We start from the raw sequence: 18,414 nt of genomic DNA, 5'->3' as shown, positions 1-18,414 counted from the left end.
TATGGGTAAAAAGTACACGACAAAAGTCAGGAAACGAAGACGTTGTTGAATATTGCACTGAATGACGAGCGACCAAACACGGGTAACAACCGTGGTCGCCAAGAAAAAATCTTGGGTGCGTTATTTTTCGTTGTGGTTGTGACTTTAATTAGTTCTGTTTTGTACGCGGCGATCAGTTGGATGTGGGATGACCAAAGGTTACCTCTCTCCAAAATAGTACTTCAGGGGAAACTGGAGTATGTCCAAGCTGACGATGTGCAGGCTGCATTTAGTCGAATTGATCACATCGGTACATTTATGTCTCAGGATATTGATGTATTACAGCAAAGTGTCGAAGCTCTGCCATGGGTAGCGCATGCCGCAATCCGAAAGCAGTGGCCGGATACAGTAAAAGTTTTTTTGACGGAGCATCAACCAGAAGCCATTTGGAATGGCAACGAACTGTTAGATAAAAACGGGTTCGTTTTTGATGGAGATGTTGCTCTGTTGCAAGAAGAAAAAGTGAAGCTGTACGGACCCAAAGATAGCGGACCGGAAGTCTTACAGACTTACCGTGATTTGAGTCCTAAGTTTCAGCAATTGGGTTTAGCGATATCGTCTCTGGTATTAAACGAGCGACGAGCTTGGCAAATCATCCTTGATAACGGTATTCGATTAGAGCTCGGTAAAGAGTCTCTTCTTGAGCGTATAGAGCGCTTTTTTAAGCTCTATAACAAGCTTGGCAGTGACACGCAAAGAATCAGTTATATCGATCTTAGGTACGATACAGGAGCCGCAGTTGGTTGGTTTCCTGAACAAGAGTTAGAAGAGAGTACAGATGACTAAGGCCGCTGATGACAACATTATTGTTGGTCTTGATATAGGCACTGCAACCGTATCGGCTCTAGTGGGTGAGGTTTTACCAGACGGTCAAATTAATATTATTGGCGCAGGTAGTAGCCCCTCACGCGGCATGGATAAAGGTGGCGTGAATGATTTGGAGTCGGTTGTAAAATCAGTACAACGTGCAATTGATCAAGCTGAATTAATGGCAGAGTGCCAGATCAGCCGAGTCTTCATTTCGTTGTCTGGTAAGCATATCGCAAGCCGAATTGAAAAAGGTATGGGCACGATTTCTGATGAAGAGGTGTCTCAAGAAGACATGGATCGCGCTATCCATACCGCAAAATCGATTAAAATCGGTGATGAACAGCGAATTCTTCATGTGATCCCGCAAGAGTTCACCATTGATTACCAAGAAGGAATCAAAAATCCGCTTGGTTTATCTGGGGTAAGAATGGAAGTGAGTGTCCACCTTATCTCATGCCATAATGACATGGCACGCAACATTATTAAGGCGGTAGAACGCTGCGGCCTTAAAGTAGAACAACTCGTATTTTCTGGGCTTGCTGCTAGTAATGCAGTAATCACCGAGGATGAAAGAGAGCTTGGAGTTTGTGTGGTTGATATTGGCGCCGGCACGATGGATGTGGCCATCTGGACTGGCGGTGCGTTACGTCACACAGAAGTATTTTCGTACGCAGGAAATGCTGTAACCAGTGATATTGCTTTTGCTTTTGGCACGCCAGTGAGCGATGCTGAAGAAATAAAAGTCAAATATGGCTGTGCTTTGAGTGAACTGGTCAGTAAGGATGACACGGTTAATGTACCAAGCGTAGGTGGACGACCATCACGTAGCCTGCAACGTCAAACGTTGTCAGAAGTGATTGAGCCACGCTACTCTGAGCTTATGGGACTGGTTAACCAAACTATCGACTCTGTACAAGCAAAATTGCGCGAAGAGGGTATCAAGCACCATCTGGCTGCGGGAGTTGTACTCACCGGCGGTGCTGCGCAAATGGACGGAGTGGTAGAATGTGCGGAACGCGTATTCCGCAATCAAGTAAGGGTCGGCAAACCGCTCGAAGTCAGCGGATTAACTGACTATGTAAAAGAGCCGTACCATTCTACGGCAGTTGGATTACTTCATTACGCAAGAGACATGCAGTCTAGCGACGATAGCGATTATAATGAACCTAAACGCTCATCTGTAACTGGCTTTTTCGATAAATTGCGTAACTGGATACAAAAAGAGTTTTAACCTGAGTTGCAGGATAAACGGAGACAACACATGTTTGAACCGATGATGGAAATGTCTGACGATGCAGTAATCAAGGTCGTTGGGGTTGGTGGCGGCGGTGGTAACGCCGTTGAACACATGGTGCGTGAATCCATCGAAGGTGTGGAATTCATCAGCGTCAACACTGATGCGCAAGCACTTCGTAAGACAAGCGTTGGCAATGTAATTCAGATCGGTGGTGATATCACTAAAGGTCTGGGTGCAGGTGCTAATCCACAGGTTGGCCGTGACGCAGCTCTCGAAGACAGAGATCGAATTAAAGATTCCCTGACTGGCGCCGATATGGTGTTTATCGCAGCTGGTATGGGTGGTGGTACCGGTACTGGTGCAGCGCCTGTTATTGCTGAAGTGGCTAAAGAGCTTGGCATTCTAACAGTAGCGGTAGTAACTAAACCGTTTAGTTTTGAAGGTAAAAAGCGTTTGGCATTTGCTGAGCAAGGTATCGATGAGCTATCTAAGCATGTTGACTCTTTGATCACGATTCCAAACGAAAAGCTACTTAAAGTACTTGGTCGTGGTGTAACACTACTAGAAGCTTTTGCAAGCGCTAACGATGTTCTTAAGAATGCCGTTCAAGGTATTGCTGAGCTAATTACTCGCCCTGGCATGATCAACGTCGACTTTGCGGACGTAAGAACTGTAATGTCTGAAATGGGTCACGCAATGATGGGTAGCGGCATCGCCAAAGGTGAAGACCGTGCTGAAGAAGCGGCTGAAATGGCAATTTCTAGCCCACTTCTGGAAGACATCGATCTAGCGGGCGCTCGTGGTGTTCTTGTCAATATTACTGCTGGTCTGGATATGCGTCTTGACGAGTTTGAGACGGTTGGTAATACAGTGAAGGCATTCGCTTCTGACAATGCGACTGTTGTTATCGGTACTTCTCTAGACCCTGATATGACTGACGAAATCCGCGTAACAGTTGTAGCGACAGGTATTGGTAATGAGAAAAAGCCAGATATCACGCTAGTTGCGGGTGGTAAAGCTAAAGTGGCACCGACGCCGCAAGCTCAACCACAGCAACAAGCAGCGGCAACGCAAGCTGAAGAAAAACCGGCACAGACCTTGCAAAACAATCAAGTGCAAGAGAAGCCACAGGTAACTCCTCAGCCGACAAACACTGCTCCTTCTTCTCCAGCTTCGTCGAGCCAAAGTTCTGCGGCTCCAAAGCAAGAAAAGGAAAGTGGTTATTTAGATATACCGGCATTTTTGCGTCGTCAGGCTGATTAATCTTTAACCCATAAATTTGACATGGCTCAAAATTATGGTAGCATTCACGGTCGACGTTACAGACGGCCGTGTTTTGTAGCAAATTTTTGAGAGGCAAGCAGATGATCAGACAACGTACTCTGAAAGAAATAGTGAAAACAACTGGTGTGGGTCTCCACTCTGGTCGTAAAGTCACACTTACTCTGCGCCCGGCTGCTGCAAATACAGGTATCATTTACCGTCGTACAGATGTAAATCCACCTGTAGATTTTCCAGCTGATCCAGCTTCGGTTCGTGACACCATGCTTTGTACTGCATTGGTAAACGATGAAGGTGTGCGTATTTCAACTGTTGAGCACTTGAATGCGGCACTTGCTGGTATGGGCATCGATAACATTGTTGTCGAAGTAGACGCACCTGAAATTCCGATCATGGATGGTAGTGCAAGCCCATTTGTATACTTGCTACAACAAGCAGGTATCGAAACGCAAAATGCGCCAAAACGCTTCATCCGCATCAAAAAGCCAGTTCGTTTTGAAGATGGTGATAAATGGGCAGAATTTGTACCATTTAACGGCTTCCGTATGGACTTCGAAATTGAGTTTAATCACCCAGCGATTGAATCAGACGAGCAACGTTTGCTGTTTGATTTCTCGTCAAAAGGCTTTGTTCGTGAGATTTCTCGAGCACGTACGTTTGGCTTTATGCGTGATATCGAATATCTACAATCTCAAAACCTAGTTTTGGGTGGTAGTTTTGACAATGCTATCGTTTTGGATGATTACCGTATTCTTAATGAAGAAGGTCTACGCTTTGAAAATGAGTTTGTGACTCACAAAGTGTTGGATGCGATTGGTGACCTTTACATGTGTGGCCACCCAATCATTGGTGAATTCCGTGCCTTTAAATCTGGCCACGGTTTAAATAACCAACTGTTACGTGCTGTTCTTGCAGATCAGGAAGCGTGGGAGTGGACTACATTCGAAGAAGAAGTCGGCTCACCAGTAGCATTCGCAGAACCAAATATGGTGCTTGCGTAAATACTTGGCATTAGAATTAATAAAAAACCAGGCTTATGCCTGGTTTTTTGCTATTTGGCTTTAATCTTCTACTTATCAATAACATTCAAGCTTTCAGCATATTGAAATAACGTTCACTTACGATCTTCCTTTTCTGCCATATCGGCTAATCGTTTTAAACGCTCTTGAATTTTAGGTGGCGCCATGTCGGCAATCGTCATTAATGACTTTGCTGCAGATTCTGTTAGTGGTGGACGCTTAGGTCTGTCGTCTTGTTGAAAGCGGTTTCTATATAGTGAAGGATTGATCCTCACTTCAACGCTCATCAGCTTGGCAAAGCCTTGAGTACGAAGTTTATTTAGGATCATGAGGCGATCGTAATCGATCTTCATTTTGATTGCGGCACTAGAGACATCGATCAATAGATGGCCGTTACGAACATTCGCTACTCGGCAATGATCGGCCGTCCCCATGGGTAAGATCTCTTGCAAAGCTTGGTTAAGCTGTAAGATTTCTCCAGCATGTTCTTGAATCTGCTTGAACTGTGACTCAGCAATAACATCTTCAGTCGAGGTTGGACGGTGATCACGCATAGGTAAAATCTAATTTTGTTGAGATATAGCTATTCTAGAGCAGCTTTCTATCAAGGTATAGTTTACATTAACGTCTTTAGCTTCAGTTTTACAATGTAGCAAGGTAAAAAGCAAAGTTTGCTCTGGATGGATTACACATATTGCGGTATGCAATATCGGCTAATCAGTCACCACTTTAAGTAAAAACTTCAGAGTGCTTCAAACAAATACGTCTATTTATGGTTGTATCGATTAAAAATCCTTACACTAAGCCACATTGTTTCAAAACTTAGCCTTGAAATATGGATGTTTGAACTCAATATCTTTGATAAATGATTTATCTCAGTATTCTTAGTTCCAAACTGGCAGAGACTGAAGGCATTATGAGTAGATCGGGAACGGTCTGAATAAAGAGAGATTCACGAAAAATGATAACTAAGCTACTGACAAAAGTGATTGGCAGTCGCAACGACCGAACACTGCGCCGCCTTAGAAAAATTGTAAAAGAAATTAATAACTTTGAGCCAACATTCGAAGCTCTAAGTGACGAAGAGTTAAAAGCAAAGACGGTTGAATTCCGTGAGCGCCTAGAGAAGGGTGAAACTCTTGATAAACTACTTCCAGAAGCTTTTGCTACGGTTCGTGAAGCATCTAAGCGTGTCTACGGTATGCGCCACTTCGACGTCCAGCTTATCGGTGGTATGGTTCTAAATGCGGGTCAAATCGCTGAAATGCGTACGGGTGAAGGTAAAACGCTGACGGCAACGCTTCCTGCTTACCTAAATGCCCTGGCTGGTAAAGGCGTTCACATTGTAACAGTGAACGATTATCTAGCTAAACGTGATGCAGAGACAAACCGCCCTCTATTTGAATTTTTAGGTATGACTGTTGGCGTAAACGTGCCAAACATGCCTCCTCAAGAGAAAAAAGAAGCGTACCAAGCTGACATCTTGTACGGAACGAACAATGAATTTGGTTTTGACTACCTTCGTGACAATATGGCTTTCCGTAGCGAAGATCGCGTACAACGTGAACGCTTCTTTGCAGTTGTCGATGAGGTGGACTCAATCCTAATTGATGAAGCTCGTACCCCTTTAATCATTTCTGGTCCTGCTGAAGATAGCTCTGAGCTATACACCCGAATCAACCTTTTGATCCCGCATCTTAAAAAGCAAGACAAAGAAGACTCTGAAGAATATCGTGGTGATGGTCACTACACTGTTGATGAGAAATCAAAGCAAGTATACCTCACAGAAACGGGCCAAGAGTACGTTGAAGAACTGTTGGTGAAAAATGGTCTTATGGAAGAGGGTGACACACTTTACTCTCCGACTAACATCAGCATGTTACATCACGTGAATGCCGCTTTGCGTGCTCATGTGTTGTTTGAGCGCAACGTTGATTACATCGTTACTGACGAAGGTGAAGTAGTAATTGTTGATGAACATACTGGTCGTACAATGCCAGGTCGTCGTTGGTCTGAAGGTCTTCACCAAGCAGTAGAAGCGAAAGAAGGCGTTAAGATTCAAAACGAAAACCAAACTTTGGCTTCGATTACCTTCCAGAACTACTTCCGCTTATACGAAAAACTGTCTGGTATGACAGGTACTGCGGATACTGAAGCGTTTGAGTTCCAATCTATTTATGGCTTGGAAACGGTGGTTATCCCAACCAACAAACCTATGATTCGTAACGATATGCCGGATGTGGTGTACCGTACCGAAGCTGAGAAGTTTGCTGCAATCATTGAAGATATCAAAGAGCGCGTTGCGAAAGGTCAGCCAACATTGGTTGGTACCGTATCGATTGAAAAATCAGAACTTCTTTCTAACGCATTGAAGAAGGCTAAGATCAAACACAACGTATTGAATGCAAAATTCCATGAGAAGGAAGCGGAAATTGTCGCTGAAGCGGGTATGCCTGGTGCGGTAACTATCGCGACCAACATGGCCGGTCGTGGTACGGATATTGTGCTTGGCGGTAGTTGGCAATCAAAAGTGGAAGCTTTGGAGAACCCAACTCAAGAACAAATCGATGCGATTAAAGCAGATTGGAAAGTTGTACATGATCAAGTATTAGATGCAGGTGGTCTACACATCATTGGTACTGAGCGCCACGAATCTCGCCGTATTGATAACCAGCTACGTGGTCGTTCTGGTCGTCAAGGTGATGCGGGTTCATCGCGCTTCTACCTATCTATGGAAGACTCTTTGTTACGTATTTTCACTTCTGATCGTATGGCGAGCCTTATTCAAAGTGGTATGGAAGAAGGTGAAGCTATTGAATCGAAAATGCTTTCTCGCTCAATTGAAAAAGCACAGCGCAAAGTGGAAGGTCGTAACTTTGATATCCGTAAGCAGCTACTAGAATACGATGATGTGGCGAACGATCAGCGTAAGGTTGTCTACGAGCTGCGCGACGAATTGATGAACGTTGAAGACATCAGCGGTATGATCGAGCAAAACCGTGAAGATGTGCTAACCGCGGTTATTGATGAGTACATCCCGCCACAATCACTAGAAGATATGTGGGACGTTGAAGGTCTGCAAGAGCGCTTGAAAGCAGACTTCGATCTTGATGCACCAGTGAAGCAATGGCTTGAAGAAGACGATAAGCTTTACGAAGAGGCGCTACGCGAGAAGATCATCAATCTAGCCGTTGAAGTGTACAAAGAGAAAGAGGAAGTGGTGGGTGCCCAAGTGCTTCGTAACTTCGAGAAATCGGTTATGCTTCAAACTCTGGATACGCTTTGGAAAGAGCACTTGGCAGCAATGGATCACTTGCGTCAGGGTATTCACTTACGCGGCTATGCGCAGAAGAACCCGAAACAGGAATACAAGCGTGAATCGTTTGAACTGTTTGAAGGTCTACTAGAAGCGCTGAAAACTGATGTGATTACTGTTCTATCTCGCGTTCGAGTTCAGCAACAAGAAGAAGTTGAACGTATGGAAGAGCAACGTCGTGCGCAAGCTGAAGAGGCCGCTCGTCGTGCTCAAGCGCAACACGCGGCAGCACAAAACCCTCTTTCTGAAGGTGATGAATCTGAAGAAGGTTCAAGTCAGCCAATGGTACGTGATGAACGTAAAGTAGGTCGCAATGAGCCTTGCCCTTGTGGTAGTGGTAAGAAGTATAAACAGTGCCACGGCAAAATCGACTAACGTATTAGTCAGATTATTTTTTAAAGAGTCGCCTAGGCGGCTCTTTTTTTAAGCAAATTCTGTGGCTGTCGAATTTCATAAGTTTTGATAGCATCGGATAGTTATAGAGATTCAAAGACCGTTGAAGTGTAACGGCTTGAGAGTTAGGAACCCCTATGAAAAGAATTCACATAGTCGCGGCTATTATTTTTAACCAAGACAAATCAAAAATTTTTATTACAAAGCGTCCAGACGACAAGCATAAAGGCGGGTTTTGGGAGTTTCCCGGCGGGAAAGTCGAGTCAGGAGAAAGTATTGAACATGCTCTAGCAAGAGAACTTGAAGAAGAAGTAGGAATTGAAGTTACTGAGCAAGCCCTTTTCGAGCATTTGGAATATGACTATCCAGACAAATCACTTAAGTTTGATTTTATTACGGTATCTAAGTTCAGTAATGAGCCTTACGGCCGAGAAGGTCAAGAAGGTCGCTGGGTTGAGATAAGAGAATTGGGTAACTATGCCTTTCCTGAAGCGAACGTGCCTATCTTGGAGCGTGTCGTAAAAGAGTTCGCTTAAGCCTGATGAACTTGCTTGTGGTAACCACGGTATGTTGTTAGTTTAAACAGATTAAGCGAAACGAGAGAACGAGAGCAAACCTCGTTATCCAGAGAAGGAGAGAAAGCGCAATGGTTCGTATTGCAATCGCAGGAGCAGCAGGCCGAATGGGCCGTAATTTGGTTAAAGCTTCACACCTTAACCCAGAGGCGACAGTGAGCGCGGGATCAGAACGACCTGAGTCCTCACTTGTCGGTGTCGATATCGGTGAACTTTGTGGTGAAGGCAAATTCGATGTGTTCTTAACGGATGATCTTGCTAAAGACGTCGATAATTTTGATGTAATCATCGATTTTACTGCCCCAGTAAGTACGTTGGCGAATCTTGAACTGTGTAAGAAGCATGGAAAGAGTATTGTGATTGGGACGACTGGTTTCAGTGATGCAGAGCGTGAACTGATTGACGAAGCCGCTAAGCAAGTGCCTGTTGTCATGGCTCCTAACTACTCTGTTGGTGTGAACCTAGTATTTAAGCTTCTTGAGAAAGCAGCCAAAGTGATGGGCGACTACTGCGATGTTGAGATTGTCGAAGCACATCATCGTCATAAAGTTGATGCTCCTTCTGGTACCGCTATCGGGATGGGCGAAGCCATTGCTGGTGCGATGGGCAACAAGCTGAATGATGTAGCTGTCTATGCGCGAGAAGGTATCACAGGTGAACGTACTAAAGATGAGATCGGCTTTGCTACAATTCGCGCTGGCGATATCGTCGGTGAGCACACAGCCATGTTTGCTGATATCGGGGAACGAGTGGAGATAACGCACAAAGCGACCGATCGTATGACGTTTGCTAATGGCGCCGTCAAGGCCGCTGTTTGGTTGAGTGCCAAACCAGAGGGCTTTTATACCATGACAGATGTTTTGGGATTGAATGAACTCTAAATACATAATTATTCGCCGGCGGTAGCCGGCTTTTTTATATCTATAGAATTATTTGTAAATGAAATGATTCTAACAGAAAGTATTTTGGTGCTTACTTTTGTTGTTGTTTTGGTTGTTTTGTGGGTGTTTTGGGTTTTGATGTCTAAAAACTAATGTCTTTTTTGTCGAGTGAACGTTTGCGTGAAAAACTCATACTTTTTTGTGATCTCTAAAAAGTTCAAATTTGTAAAATTCATTAAACCTCTATGCCTCTCTATGTAATAGCATGTAAAAGTTATCTTTTTGGGCCTTACTGATTCAAAATGACCTTACTCGCTAGAAATTAATCATTTATTTTTGATTGTAGGTTGACAGGTTTCGAGTCCAACTTTAGAATACCGCCAATTTGTCTGAAATACCTATTTATGTAGATTTTATAGGTAAAGGAAGGCATGTTTGCAGTTTGATTTATTTTTTTTGCATTTTTATTCTGGAGGTTGTCTTGGGTAAATTAGCACTGTTGGTCCTAGAAGATGGGACAGTGTTCCGCGGAGTGTCCATAGGGGCAGATGGTCTTTCCGTTGGTGAAGTCGTTTTTAATACCTCGATGACGGGGTATCAAGAAATCCTCACTGATCCTTCCTATTCTCAGCAAATCGTCACTCTCACTTATCCTCATATTGGCAATACCGGAACCACTTCCGAAGATGAAGAATCCTCTTCCATTCATGCACAAGGCCTTGTGATTCGCGATCTTCCTCTAATCGCTTCTAACTTCCGTAACGAACAATCCCTCTCTGATTATCTTAAGTCTCAAAATATCGTTGGCATCGCTGATATCGATACTCGTAAGCTCACTCGTATCCTGCGTGAAAAAGGTGCTCAAAACGGCTGTATTGTTGCGGGCAACAACCTAGACGAAGCTTTGGCACTAGCGAAAGCAAAAGAATTCCCAGGCTTAAAAGGAATGGACCTTGCGAAAGAAGTTACAACAAAAGAAGCGTATCCATGGAAGCAAGGTTCGTGGACGCTCGAGGGTGGACTTCCAGAGGCGAAAGATGACAGCGAGCTGCCATACCACGTTGTCGCTTACGACTTTGGCGCAAAACGCAACATCTTACGAATGTTGGTTGACCGCGGCTGCCGCTTAACGGTTGTACCTGCAGAAACGTCAGCGGAAGAAGTTCTGGCACTAAATCCAGATGGCGTATTCTTATCGAACGGCCCTGGTGACCCAGAACCATGTACTTACGCGATTGAAGCAACCAAAGTGTTCCTAGAAAAAGGCCTGCCAATTTTTGGTATTTGTCTAGGTCACCAAATTCTGGCGCTAGCATCAGGTGCGCAAACGGTGAAAATGAAGTTTGGTCACCACGGTGCAAACCACCCAGTAAAAGATTTAGAGCGTAACGTTGTGATGATCACTTCGCAAAACCACGGCTTTGCGGCAGATGAAGCAACATTACCGGAAAACTTACGTGCTACTCACGTATCGCTATTTGATGGCTCTTTGCAAGGTATCCACCGCACAGACAAGCCAGCATTTAGCTTCCAAGGTCACCCAGAAGCGAGCCCTGGTCCACATGACGCGGCACCGCTATTTGACCACTTTATCGAACTAATCAAAAAACACAGCGCTTAATTCGGAGTAGTAGATAATGCCAAAACGTACTGACATTCAAAGTATTCTAATTCTTGGTGCTGGTCCGATTGTTATCGGTCAGGCATGTGAGTTTGACTACTCTGGCGCACAAGCGTGTAAAGCTCTTCGTGAAGAAGGCTACCGAGTTATCCTGGTTAACTCTAACCCAGCAACGATTATGACTGACCCAGAGATGGCAGATGCGACTTACATCGAGCCGATTCAGTGGGAAGTTGTACGCAAGATCATCGAGAAAGAACGTCCTGATGCAGTTCTGCCAACTATGGGTGGTCAGACAGCACTTAACTGTGCGTTAGATTTAGAGAAGCACGGCGTTCTCGCAGAGTTTGGCGTAGAGATGATTGGTGCAACGGCTGATGCAATCGACAAAGCGGAAGACCGTTCTCGTTTTGATAAAGCGATGAAGTCTATCGGCCTTGAGTGTCCTCGCGCAGATACAGCGAAGAGCATGGAAGAAGCTTACAAAGTTTTAGATATGGTTGGCTTCCCTTGTATCATTCGTCCATCGTTCACCATGGGTGGCACTGGTGGTGGTATCGCGTACAACAAAGAAGAGTTCGAAGAAATCTGTCGTCGCGGTCTGGACTTATCTCCGACCAACGAACTTCTTATCGATGAGTCACTAATCGGTTGGAAAGAGTACGAAATGGAAGTCGTTCGTGACAAAGCGGACAACTGTATCATCGTATGTTCAATCGAGAACTTTGACCCAATGGGCATCCATACGGGCGACTCAATCACGGTTGCTCCAGCACAAACACTGACTGACAAAGAATACCAGCTTATGCGTAATGCATCGCTAGCTGTTCTGCGTGAAATCGGTGTTGAAACAGGTGGTTCAAACGTACAGTTTGGTATCAACCCGAAAGATGGTCGTATGGTCATCATCGAGATGAACCCGCGTGTATCTCGCTCTTCTGCGCTAGCATCAAAAGCAACAGGCTTCCCAATTGCGAAAATTGCCGCGAAACTGGCTGTTGGCTTTACGCTAGACGAACTACAAAACGACATCACAGGTGGTGCAACACCCGCGTCATTTGAACCAACTATCGACTACGTCGTAACTAAGATCCCTCGCTTTAACTTCGAGAAATTTGCTGGTGCAAACGATCGTCTGACAACTCAGATGAAATCGGTTGGTGAGGTAATGGCGATTGGTCGTAACCAACAAGAATCTCTTCATAAAGCACTGCGTGGCCTAGAAGTTGGCGCAACTGGTTTTGATGAGATGGTCGATCTGGAAGCGCCAGATGCACTGACTAAGATTCGTCACGAACTTAAAGAAGCAGGTGCAGAGCGTATCTGGTACATCGCCGATGCATTCCGAGCGGGTATGTCAGTCGACGGTGTGTTCAACTTGACTCAAATCGACCGCTGGTTCCTGGTTCAAATCGAAGAAATTGTAAAACTCGAAGAACAAGTCAAGGCGGGCGGCTACGCAGGTTTGACCAAAGAAGTGCTTCGTCAGATGAAACGCAAAGGCTTCTCTGATGCTCGCTTGTCTAAATTGCTTGGTGTCGCTGAAAGTGAAATTCGCCGTGCTCGTGAGCAGTTTGATATTCATCCGGTTTACAAACGTGTGGATACATGTGCAGCAGAGTTTTCTTCTGACACGGCTTACATGTACTCATCTTACGATGAAGAATGTGAAGCAAACCCAACAGACAAAGATAAGATCATGGTTCTTGGTGGCGGTCCAAACCGTATCGGCCAAGGTATCGAATTCGATTACTGTTGTGTCCATGCATCACTTGCGCTGCGTGAAGACGGTTACGAAACCATTATGGTTAACTGTAACCCAGAAACGGTATCTACTGACTACGATACGTCTGATCGTCTGTACTTCGAGCCAGTAACTCTGGAAGATGTACTGTCTATCGCTCGCGTTGAAAAACCAAAAGGTGTGATTGTTCAGTACGGTGGTCAAACGCCACTTAAACTGGCTCGTGCTCTAGAAGCGGCTGGTGTGCCAATCATTGGTACTAGCCCAGATGCTATCGACCGTGCGGAAGACCGTGAACGCTTCCAAGCCGCTGTTGACCGTTTAGGTCTACTTCAGCCAGAAAACGCGACAGTAACAACGATGGAGCAAGCGGTTGAGAAATCGAAAGAAATTGGCTTCCCATTAGTTGTTCGTCCATCTTATGTACTCGGTGGTCGTGCGATGGAAATCGTGTACGACGAGCAAGACCTGCGTCGCTACTTCAACGAAGCAGTAAGCGTATCGAACGAGTCTCCAGTTCTGCTAGACCGTTTCTTGGATGATGCAACCGAAGTTGATATTGATGCTATCTGTGACGGTGAACGCGTCGTTATCGGCGGTATCATGGAGCACATCGAACAAGCGGGTGTTCACTCTGGTGACTCTGCATGTTCACTGCCTGCATACACGCTAAGTCAGGAAATTCAAGACAAGATGCGTGAGCAAGTTGAGAAGTTAGCATTCGAACTCGGTGTGCGCGGTTTGATGAACACGCAGTTTGCTGTGAAAGATAACGACGTTTATCTAATTGAAGTGAACCCTCGTGCTGCTCGTACGGTACCATTCGTATCGAAAGCGACAGGCGCTCCTCTAGCGAAAATCGCTGCACGTGTAATGGCGGGTCAATCTCTAGAGTCACAAGGCTTTACTAAAGAGATTATCCCTCCTTACTACTCAGTGAAAGAAGTGGTTCTGCCGTTCAACAAATTCCCTGGTGTTGACCCTCTATTGGGCCCTGAAATGCGCTCAACAGGTGAAGTAATGGGTGTGGGTGCAACGTTCGCAGAAGCTTACGCGAAAGCAGAGCTAGGTTGTGGTGCGGTTTATCCTGAAGGTGGTCGTGCGCTACTGTCTGTACGTGAAGGTGATAAAGAGCGTGTTGTTGACCTAGCTTCTAAGTTAGTGAAACTGGGTTACCAGTTGGATGCGACACACGGTACAGCTGTAATTCTGGGCGAAGCGGGTATTAACCCACGTTTGGTAAACAAAGTACACGAAGGTCGTCCACACATTCTTGACCGCATCAAGAACAACGAATACACCTACATCGTAAACACGGCTGCTGGTCGTCAAGCGATTGAAGATTCGAAAGTTCTACGCCGTGGTGCGCTGGCAGAAAAAGTGAACTACACAACGACACTGAATGCAGCGTTCGCTACATGTATGTCTCATACTGCAGACGCAAAAGCGTCAGTAACTTCGGTTCAAGAGTTACACGCTAAAGTGAAAGCGAGTCTAGACGCGTAACAGATAAAAATCAGTAAGCTCATTAATCAGGGCTTACATGACAACCTCATTGCCCGCTCATTTGAGCGGGCTTTTTTATATCGAGGTTTTTCTAAAATGAAGAGCATTAAAGTGTGCTAGGAACGATTGGTATGCTTCGCTTTTGAAGATCATTAAGCTAATGATGGCAAGCAATGTACCCAAAGATGAAGAAATAGTACTACCATTTGCTACAACAAAATTAATGCTGCAAGTGAGAATGATAAAAGAGATAGTAAGTAAGTTTATTTTTGCAGCAACACTTAATCCTTTGCTTATTGTCAGAATGTTTGGAATGCATACAACAACAACCGTAATAGCTCCCAATGTAAGGAGGTAAGTATCTAGAGCAATGTGTTGAGTGAAAGAAAACCAGTCATTCCAAATGCTTAAGCTAACAGCCAGACCAATAGTCAATGCCAAGTATAAACATATACTTAGTGAGATGTTTGCTATGCTAATTGATTTAGTATTCAACTTTCAATTCCTCATAGATTCCAATAGCAAGATTTCTTAACTCTCCCGAATAACCGCTTCCTACTATGCTAATTGAGCCTCCAATTGCATCTAGAAGCTGATGAGAAATGGATGCGGATATTGTTGCTTGTGAATACCTCTTAGGAATTTCTCCTGACAACATTAGCTGTTTACGAGCTTTATTCGAAATGCTCGGAAGGTTTTTACGGATGATTTCTTTAGTTAATCTTGTTCTTTCTTGTCTGTTTAAGCCTTTTAGAATCTCGGGAACGCCTTTCTTAGTGGTTTGCTTAAGAGATTGAACCATTTTTATCGTTTGATATCCACTAGCGCCCGCTCCAGCTAAGGAGATGTAATCTAAAGCTTTAGTTGTATTTTGATACCACTCATTACTGTCTATATCCGATAATTTGTCTGGTGATTTAGATACCATACGGGTTCTTGCTACTCCAATAGCACATTGAGCTGTGGCAGCAACAGTAGCGGCGTGTGAGATATAGGACATAGTTACGCCCACAGGACCACTTACTGGTATTGTTAGCCCCGAACCAACTACCCCAATCCAGCCAATCGCTGCACCAATACAGCTAATGCTCGCTGATAGAAGCTCTTGATTGAATCTTGATTTTGACTCTTCCTGTTTTATTTTTTTTTGCAAATTCTTGAGATGATTGTAATTTTATCGGTTCTCGTAGAATGATAAAGGTAGGATTGATATGGCATGTGGATTTAAAGTCTCTTAAGCGTACAACGGTGAATTTGTTATCAATATAAATTACACCCGCACCGCTAGTCTCTGGTTTAGCGTCAATAACGCTGAATAGCTGATTAATATTCACTATCTGTTCGATTTTTAAGCGTAATTGCTGTTCTTTTATTGATGGTCGAGTCAGTAAGGCTTCCATTATTTTCGTTTTTTATCAGATTAAATATTTCCTATTAAGACAGCATTTTCTTTTTCTATCAAAATATTAAGAGGCTCTTGAGGTGAGGCTCTATATTTGGATGTAATTGATATTTTTAATGTATCATTCTCTAGATTTATTAACTGATGAAAATTAGGAATAGATTGGTGTCTTGACTTTCCATTGGTAGTTTTGTGAATAAGTGCTACCGTTTCTTCCTCTTTGATACCTCTTCAAAAAGGAAGTGTAGTGGAAATCACGGTTGAAATTTTGTTGGCCTTATTTTTGGTTGCGACTGCCGCAGGCTTTATTGATGCGATGGCTGGTGGGGGAGGGCTCATTACGCTCCCTGCGCTTTTGGCTGCGGGGTTGAGTCCGACTCAAGCTCTAGCAACCAATAAGTTACAAAGTTCGTTTGGCAGTTTCTCTGCTAGCTGGTATTTCGTGCGTAACGGTATTGTCAGCTTAAAGGAAATGCGTTTTGCGATACTCTGCACTTTTATAGGCGCTGCAATCGGTGCCGAGGCTGTGCAGTTTATTGATGCTAGCGTACTCACCAGTTTGATCCCTGTTCTTTTGATAGCCATTTCCCTCTATTTTTTACTCGCGCCAAGTACGCGAAAAATTGATGGAGAACCAAAGTTATCTGAAGCGATGTTTGCGCTATGCATTGGTGGCGGGATCGGCTTCTATGATGGCTTTTTTGGCCCTGGGACTGGATCTATTTTTACTGTTTGTTTTGTTGCACTAGGTCACTTTTCTTTGGTCGAAGCCACAGCTAGAACCAAAATCCTCAATTTCACGTCAAACATAGCGGCACTACTCTTTTTTATCTTAGCTGGGTTGCCAGTGTGGAAGCTTGGCTTAACTATGGCTGTTGGCGGTTTTCTTGGTGCTCAGTTAGGGGCGAAGGTCGTGGTAAGTAAAGGACAAAAATGGATTCGTCCTCTAGTTATAGTGATGTCGATGCTTATGGCAACGAAACTTCTTTGGCAACAACATCAGCAATGGATTCTGTCAGTGCTTTAACTCGCTCGCTACGATATGTGCTGTGACGTAAGCAGATATGTATTGGTCGAACTAACTGATCTAGCTCTTCAAAGTCATAGCAGAACTTAGGTGTGATATTAAGTGTCGTTAGGATAGATTTAGGGATTAAAGCGGGAGCCATACCTCCCAAAGCCAGTTGTGCTGCCGCAGTATACGAATCCATTTCCATCAAAGGTTCGATTCCGTGTTTGGATAAAATAGCTTGTTGATATGTGTTGGCAGGGTTAGTTAGGTCATTGGTCAAAATAGCTTTAGGTAGTTGTGAAAGTGAATGTCGACTGACAATTGAGAAAGGTTCATCGGCGAGGTGAAGGCTCATTAATCCATGATGAGGTGGTAGATAGCCAGCGCAAAATCCCAATGTTGCTTTGCCTGATTTCACATTCTCAATAATGCGTGGCGTATGATTGGTCGATATTCGTATGTACTGATCATGGGCAAAGTGTTCTGCCATGATCATGCTGAGGTATCCCGCCACTAAGGTTTCAGAGCAGTCCATTTTGATTAAAGAAGTATCTTCTATTTGTTGTTGATCGTGGATTTTTCCTCTTAACTCATTGAACGTGGGTTCTATTGTGTTTATGAGGGCAAGGCCATCGGAGGTCAGCTTTATGTGCCGACCATTTGGCTCTATCAATTTTTTTCCTAACTTCTTCTCTAGATTTGAAATACGTTTACTCACGGCAGATTGACTAATATAGAGTTGACTGCCTGTGCGGCTCATGGTTTTTTCTTTACTGAGGACAAGTAACGTTTCAATACCTTCAAGCAACATAATGATTAATGAAAGTTAGGAATGGTTGGGATAATTTAGCGAATTGCCCAAGAATTGGCGAATCAAATGAGCATAAATGAGAGGAGCCGACACTTGGTCGACTCCATGGTGAGTGATGTTGTTGGTGTTTAACGGTTAATGGCGAAAGTTGGCAGGGATAGATGCCAACGAATCGCACCGAGACGTATAATGAGCGTTGAGATTACACCAGCGAGTAAAGCCGTTGAGTGGTCATAACCCATGTTTACCGCCATCGTATGGAAGATGCCGCCAATAATACATGCCGTAGCATAGACTTCACTTCTTAATACCATAGGAACTTCGCGAGCCAGCACGTCTCGTATAATGCCACCGCCACAGCCAGTAATAACCCCCATTATCACCGCGACCATCCCAGATGCATTGTAGGCGAGTGCCTTTTCTACTCCTATTCCCACAAACACAGCGAGACCGATGGCATCACAAACGGGTAATACCCACCATGAGAGTCGCTTGGGTCTTCGAATAACAAGCATGGTTAGTAGACACGTAACAAATATCACCCATAAGTAAGTCGTATCTGTTATCCAAAATACGGGAGTGGCACCAAGCGCCATGTCTCGGATTGTTCCGCCACCTATAGCAGTCACACTGCCGAGCACGATAACGCCGAATGGATCCATTTTTAAACGGCCCGCCAGTAATACGCCAGAGATAGCGAAAACAGCGGTACCGAACAAATCGATCATATAAAGCAGCATGGAGTCCATGTTACTTAGTACCTTTAA

The 18,414-nt window shown here is 44.4% G+C and carries 14 protein-coding genes and 1 pseudogene; 10 read left to right on the top strand and 5 right to left on the bottom strand.

Features of this window, described 5'->3' with window-relative positions; all coding sequences use genetic code 11:
• Positions 1 to 42 precede the first annotated feature (42 nt).
• From R7O13_RS11705 to lpxC, 4 genes are all read left to right on the top strand, one after another.
• Positions 43 to 825 (top strand): cell division protein FtsQ/DivIB, encoded by a 783-nt coding sequence (locus R7O13_RS11705; RefSeq protein ID WP_005387393.1) that lies wholly within the window; start codon positions 43 to 45, stop codon positions 823 to 825.
• Positions 818 to 2,080 (top strand): cell division protein FtsA, encoded by a 1,263-nt coding sequence (gene ftsA / locus R7O13_RS11700; RefSeq protein ID WP_005372946.1) that lies wholly within the window; start codon positions 818 to 820, stop codon positions 2,078 to 2,080. The genes R7O13_RS11705 and ftsA overlap by 8 nt, the downstream gene beginning before the upstream one ends.
• 30 nt (positions 2,081 to 2,110) lie before the next feature.
• On the top strand, positions 2,111 to 3,349 hold the full coding sequence (ftsZ, locus tag R7O13_RS11695) for a cell division protein FtsZ (protein WP_017633617.1): 1,239 nt from the start codon (positions 2,111 to 2,113) through the stop codon (positions 3,347 to 3,349).
• Positions 3,350 to 3,450: 101 nt separating this feature from the next.
• Positions 3,451 to 4,368 carry a UDP-3-O-acyl-N-acetylglucosamine deacetylase gene (lpxC, locus tag R7O13_RS11690; RefSeq protein WP_005381871.1) on the top strand — a complete coding sequence of 306 codons (918 nt, stop codon included), beginning with the start codon at positions 3,451 to 3,453 and terminating at the stop codon, positions 4,366 to 4,368.
• A 113-nt stretch (positions 4,369 to 4,481) separates the two neighbouring features.
• On the opposite strand, the gene R7O13_RS11685 is transcribed toward lpxC, so the two are convergent.
• Entirely contained in the window at positions 4,482 to 4,940 is a 459-nt protein-coding gene (locus tag R7O13_RS11685; protein ID WP_054578503.1) for a DUF721 domain-containing protein, read from the bottom strand.
• Between the two features lie 407 nt (positions 4,941 to 5,347).
• Between R7O13_RS11685 and secA the strand changes: the two genes are divergently transcribed.
• The 5 genes from secA (at position 5,348) to carB (ending at position 14,422) form a co-directional block, all read left to right on the top strand.
• Positions 5,348 to 8,077, top strand: a complete 2,730-nt coding sequence (secA, locus tag R7O13_RS11680) for a preprotein translocase subunit SecA (protein WP_318303903.1) — start codon at positions 5,348 to 5,350, stop codon at positions 8,075 to 8,077.
• 155 nt (positions 8,078 to 8,232) lie between these two features.
• Positions 8,233 to 8,631 (top strand): 8-oxo-dGTP diphosphatase MutT, encoded by a 399-nt coding sequence (mutT, locus tag R7O13_RS11675; protein ID WP_005387387.1) that lies wholly within the window; start codon positions 8,233 to 8,235, stop codon positions 8,629 to 8,631.
• Positions 8,632 to 8,741: 110 nt separating this feature from the next.
• A complete protein-coding gene (dapB, locus tag R7O13_RS11670; protein WP_318303901.1) occupies positions 8,742 to 9,551 on the top strand; it encodes a 4-hydroxy-tetrahydrodipicolinate reductase in 810 nt (269 codons plus the stop codon).
• Between the two features lie 481 nt (positions 9,552 to 10,032).
• A complete protein-coding gene (carA, locus tag R7O13_RS11665) occupies positions 10,033 to 11,172 on the top strand; it encodes a glutamine-hydrolyzing carbamoyl-phosphate synthase small subunit (RefSeq protein WP_213898495.1) in 1,140 nt (379 codons plus the stop codon).
• A gap of 16 nt (positions 11,173 to 11,188) precedes the next feature.
• Positions 11,189 to 14,422 (top strand): carbamoyl-phosphate synthase large subunit, encoded by a 3,234-nt coding sequence (gene carB, locus R7O13_RS11660; protein ID WP_005381854.1) that lies wholly within the window; start codon positions 11,189 to 11,191, stop codon positions 14,420 to 14,422.
• A 75-nt stretch (positions 14,423 to 14,497) separates the two neighbouring features.
• Here the strand turns inward: carB and R7O13_RS11655 are convergent, their stop codons facing one another.
• Positions 14,498 to 14,917, bottom strand: coding sequence for a hypothetical protein (locus R7O13_RS11655; protein ID WP_262664944.1), 420 nt, complete (start codon positions 14,915 to 14,917; stop codon positions 14,498 to 14,500).
• Positions 14,907 to 15,822: pseudogene (locus R7O13_RS11650) on the bottom strand (hypothetical protein). The gene R7O13_RS11655 and the pseudogene R7O13_RS11650 overlap by 11 nt, the downstream one beginning before the upstream one ends.
• Before the next feature lie 249 nt (positions 15,823 to 16,071).
• Between R7O13_RS11650 and R7O13_RS11645 the strand changes: the two are divergent.
• A complete protein-coding gene (locus R7O13_RS11645; RefSeq protein WP_017821480.1) occupies positions 16,072 to 16,851 on the top strand; it encodes a TSUP family transporter in 780 nt (259 codons plus the stop codon).
• Here the strand turns inward: R7O13_RS11645 and R7O13_RS11640 are convergent.
• Both R7O13_RS11640 and R7O13_RS11635 read right to left on the bottom strand, forming a co-directional pair.
• On the bottom strand, positions 16,793 to 17,647 hold the full coding sequence (locus R7O13_RS11640) for a LysR family transcriptional regulator (protein WP_317387429.1): 855 nt from the start codon (positions 17,645 to 17,647) through the stop codon (positions 16,793 to 16,795). The genes R7O13_RS11645 and R7O13_RS11640 overlap by 59 nt on opposite strands.
• 128 nt (positions 17,648 to 17,775) lie before the next feature.
• Positions 17,776 to 18,396: a TRIC cation channel family protein gene (locus R7O13_RS11635; protein WP_005387377.1), complete on the bottom strand. Its 621-nt coding sequence runs from the start codon at positions 18,394 to 18,396 to the stop codon at positions 17,776 to 17,778.
• Between the last annotated feature and the right edge of the window lie 18 nt (positions 18,397 to 18,414).

It is taken from the genome of Vibrio sp. Y176 (genome assembly GCF_033438945.1).
The sequence above is the reverse complement of the archived record's forward strand: the minus strand, read 5'-3'. Positions and strand labels throughout refer to the sequence as shown.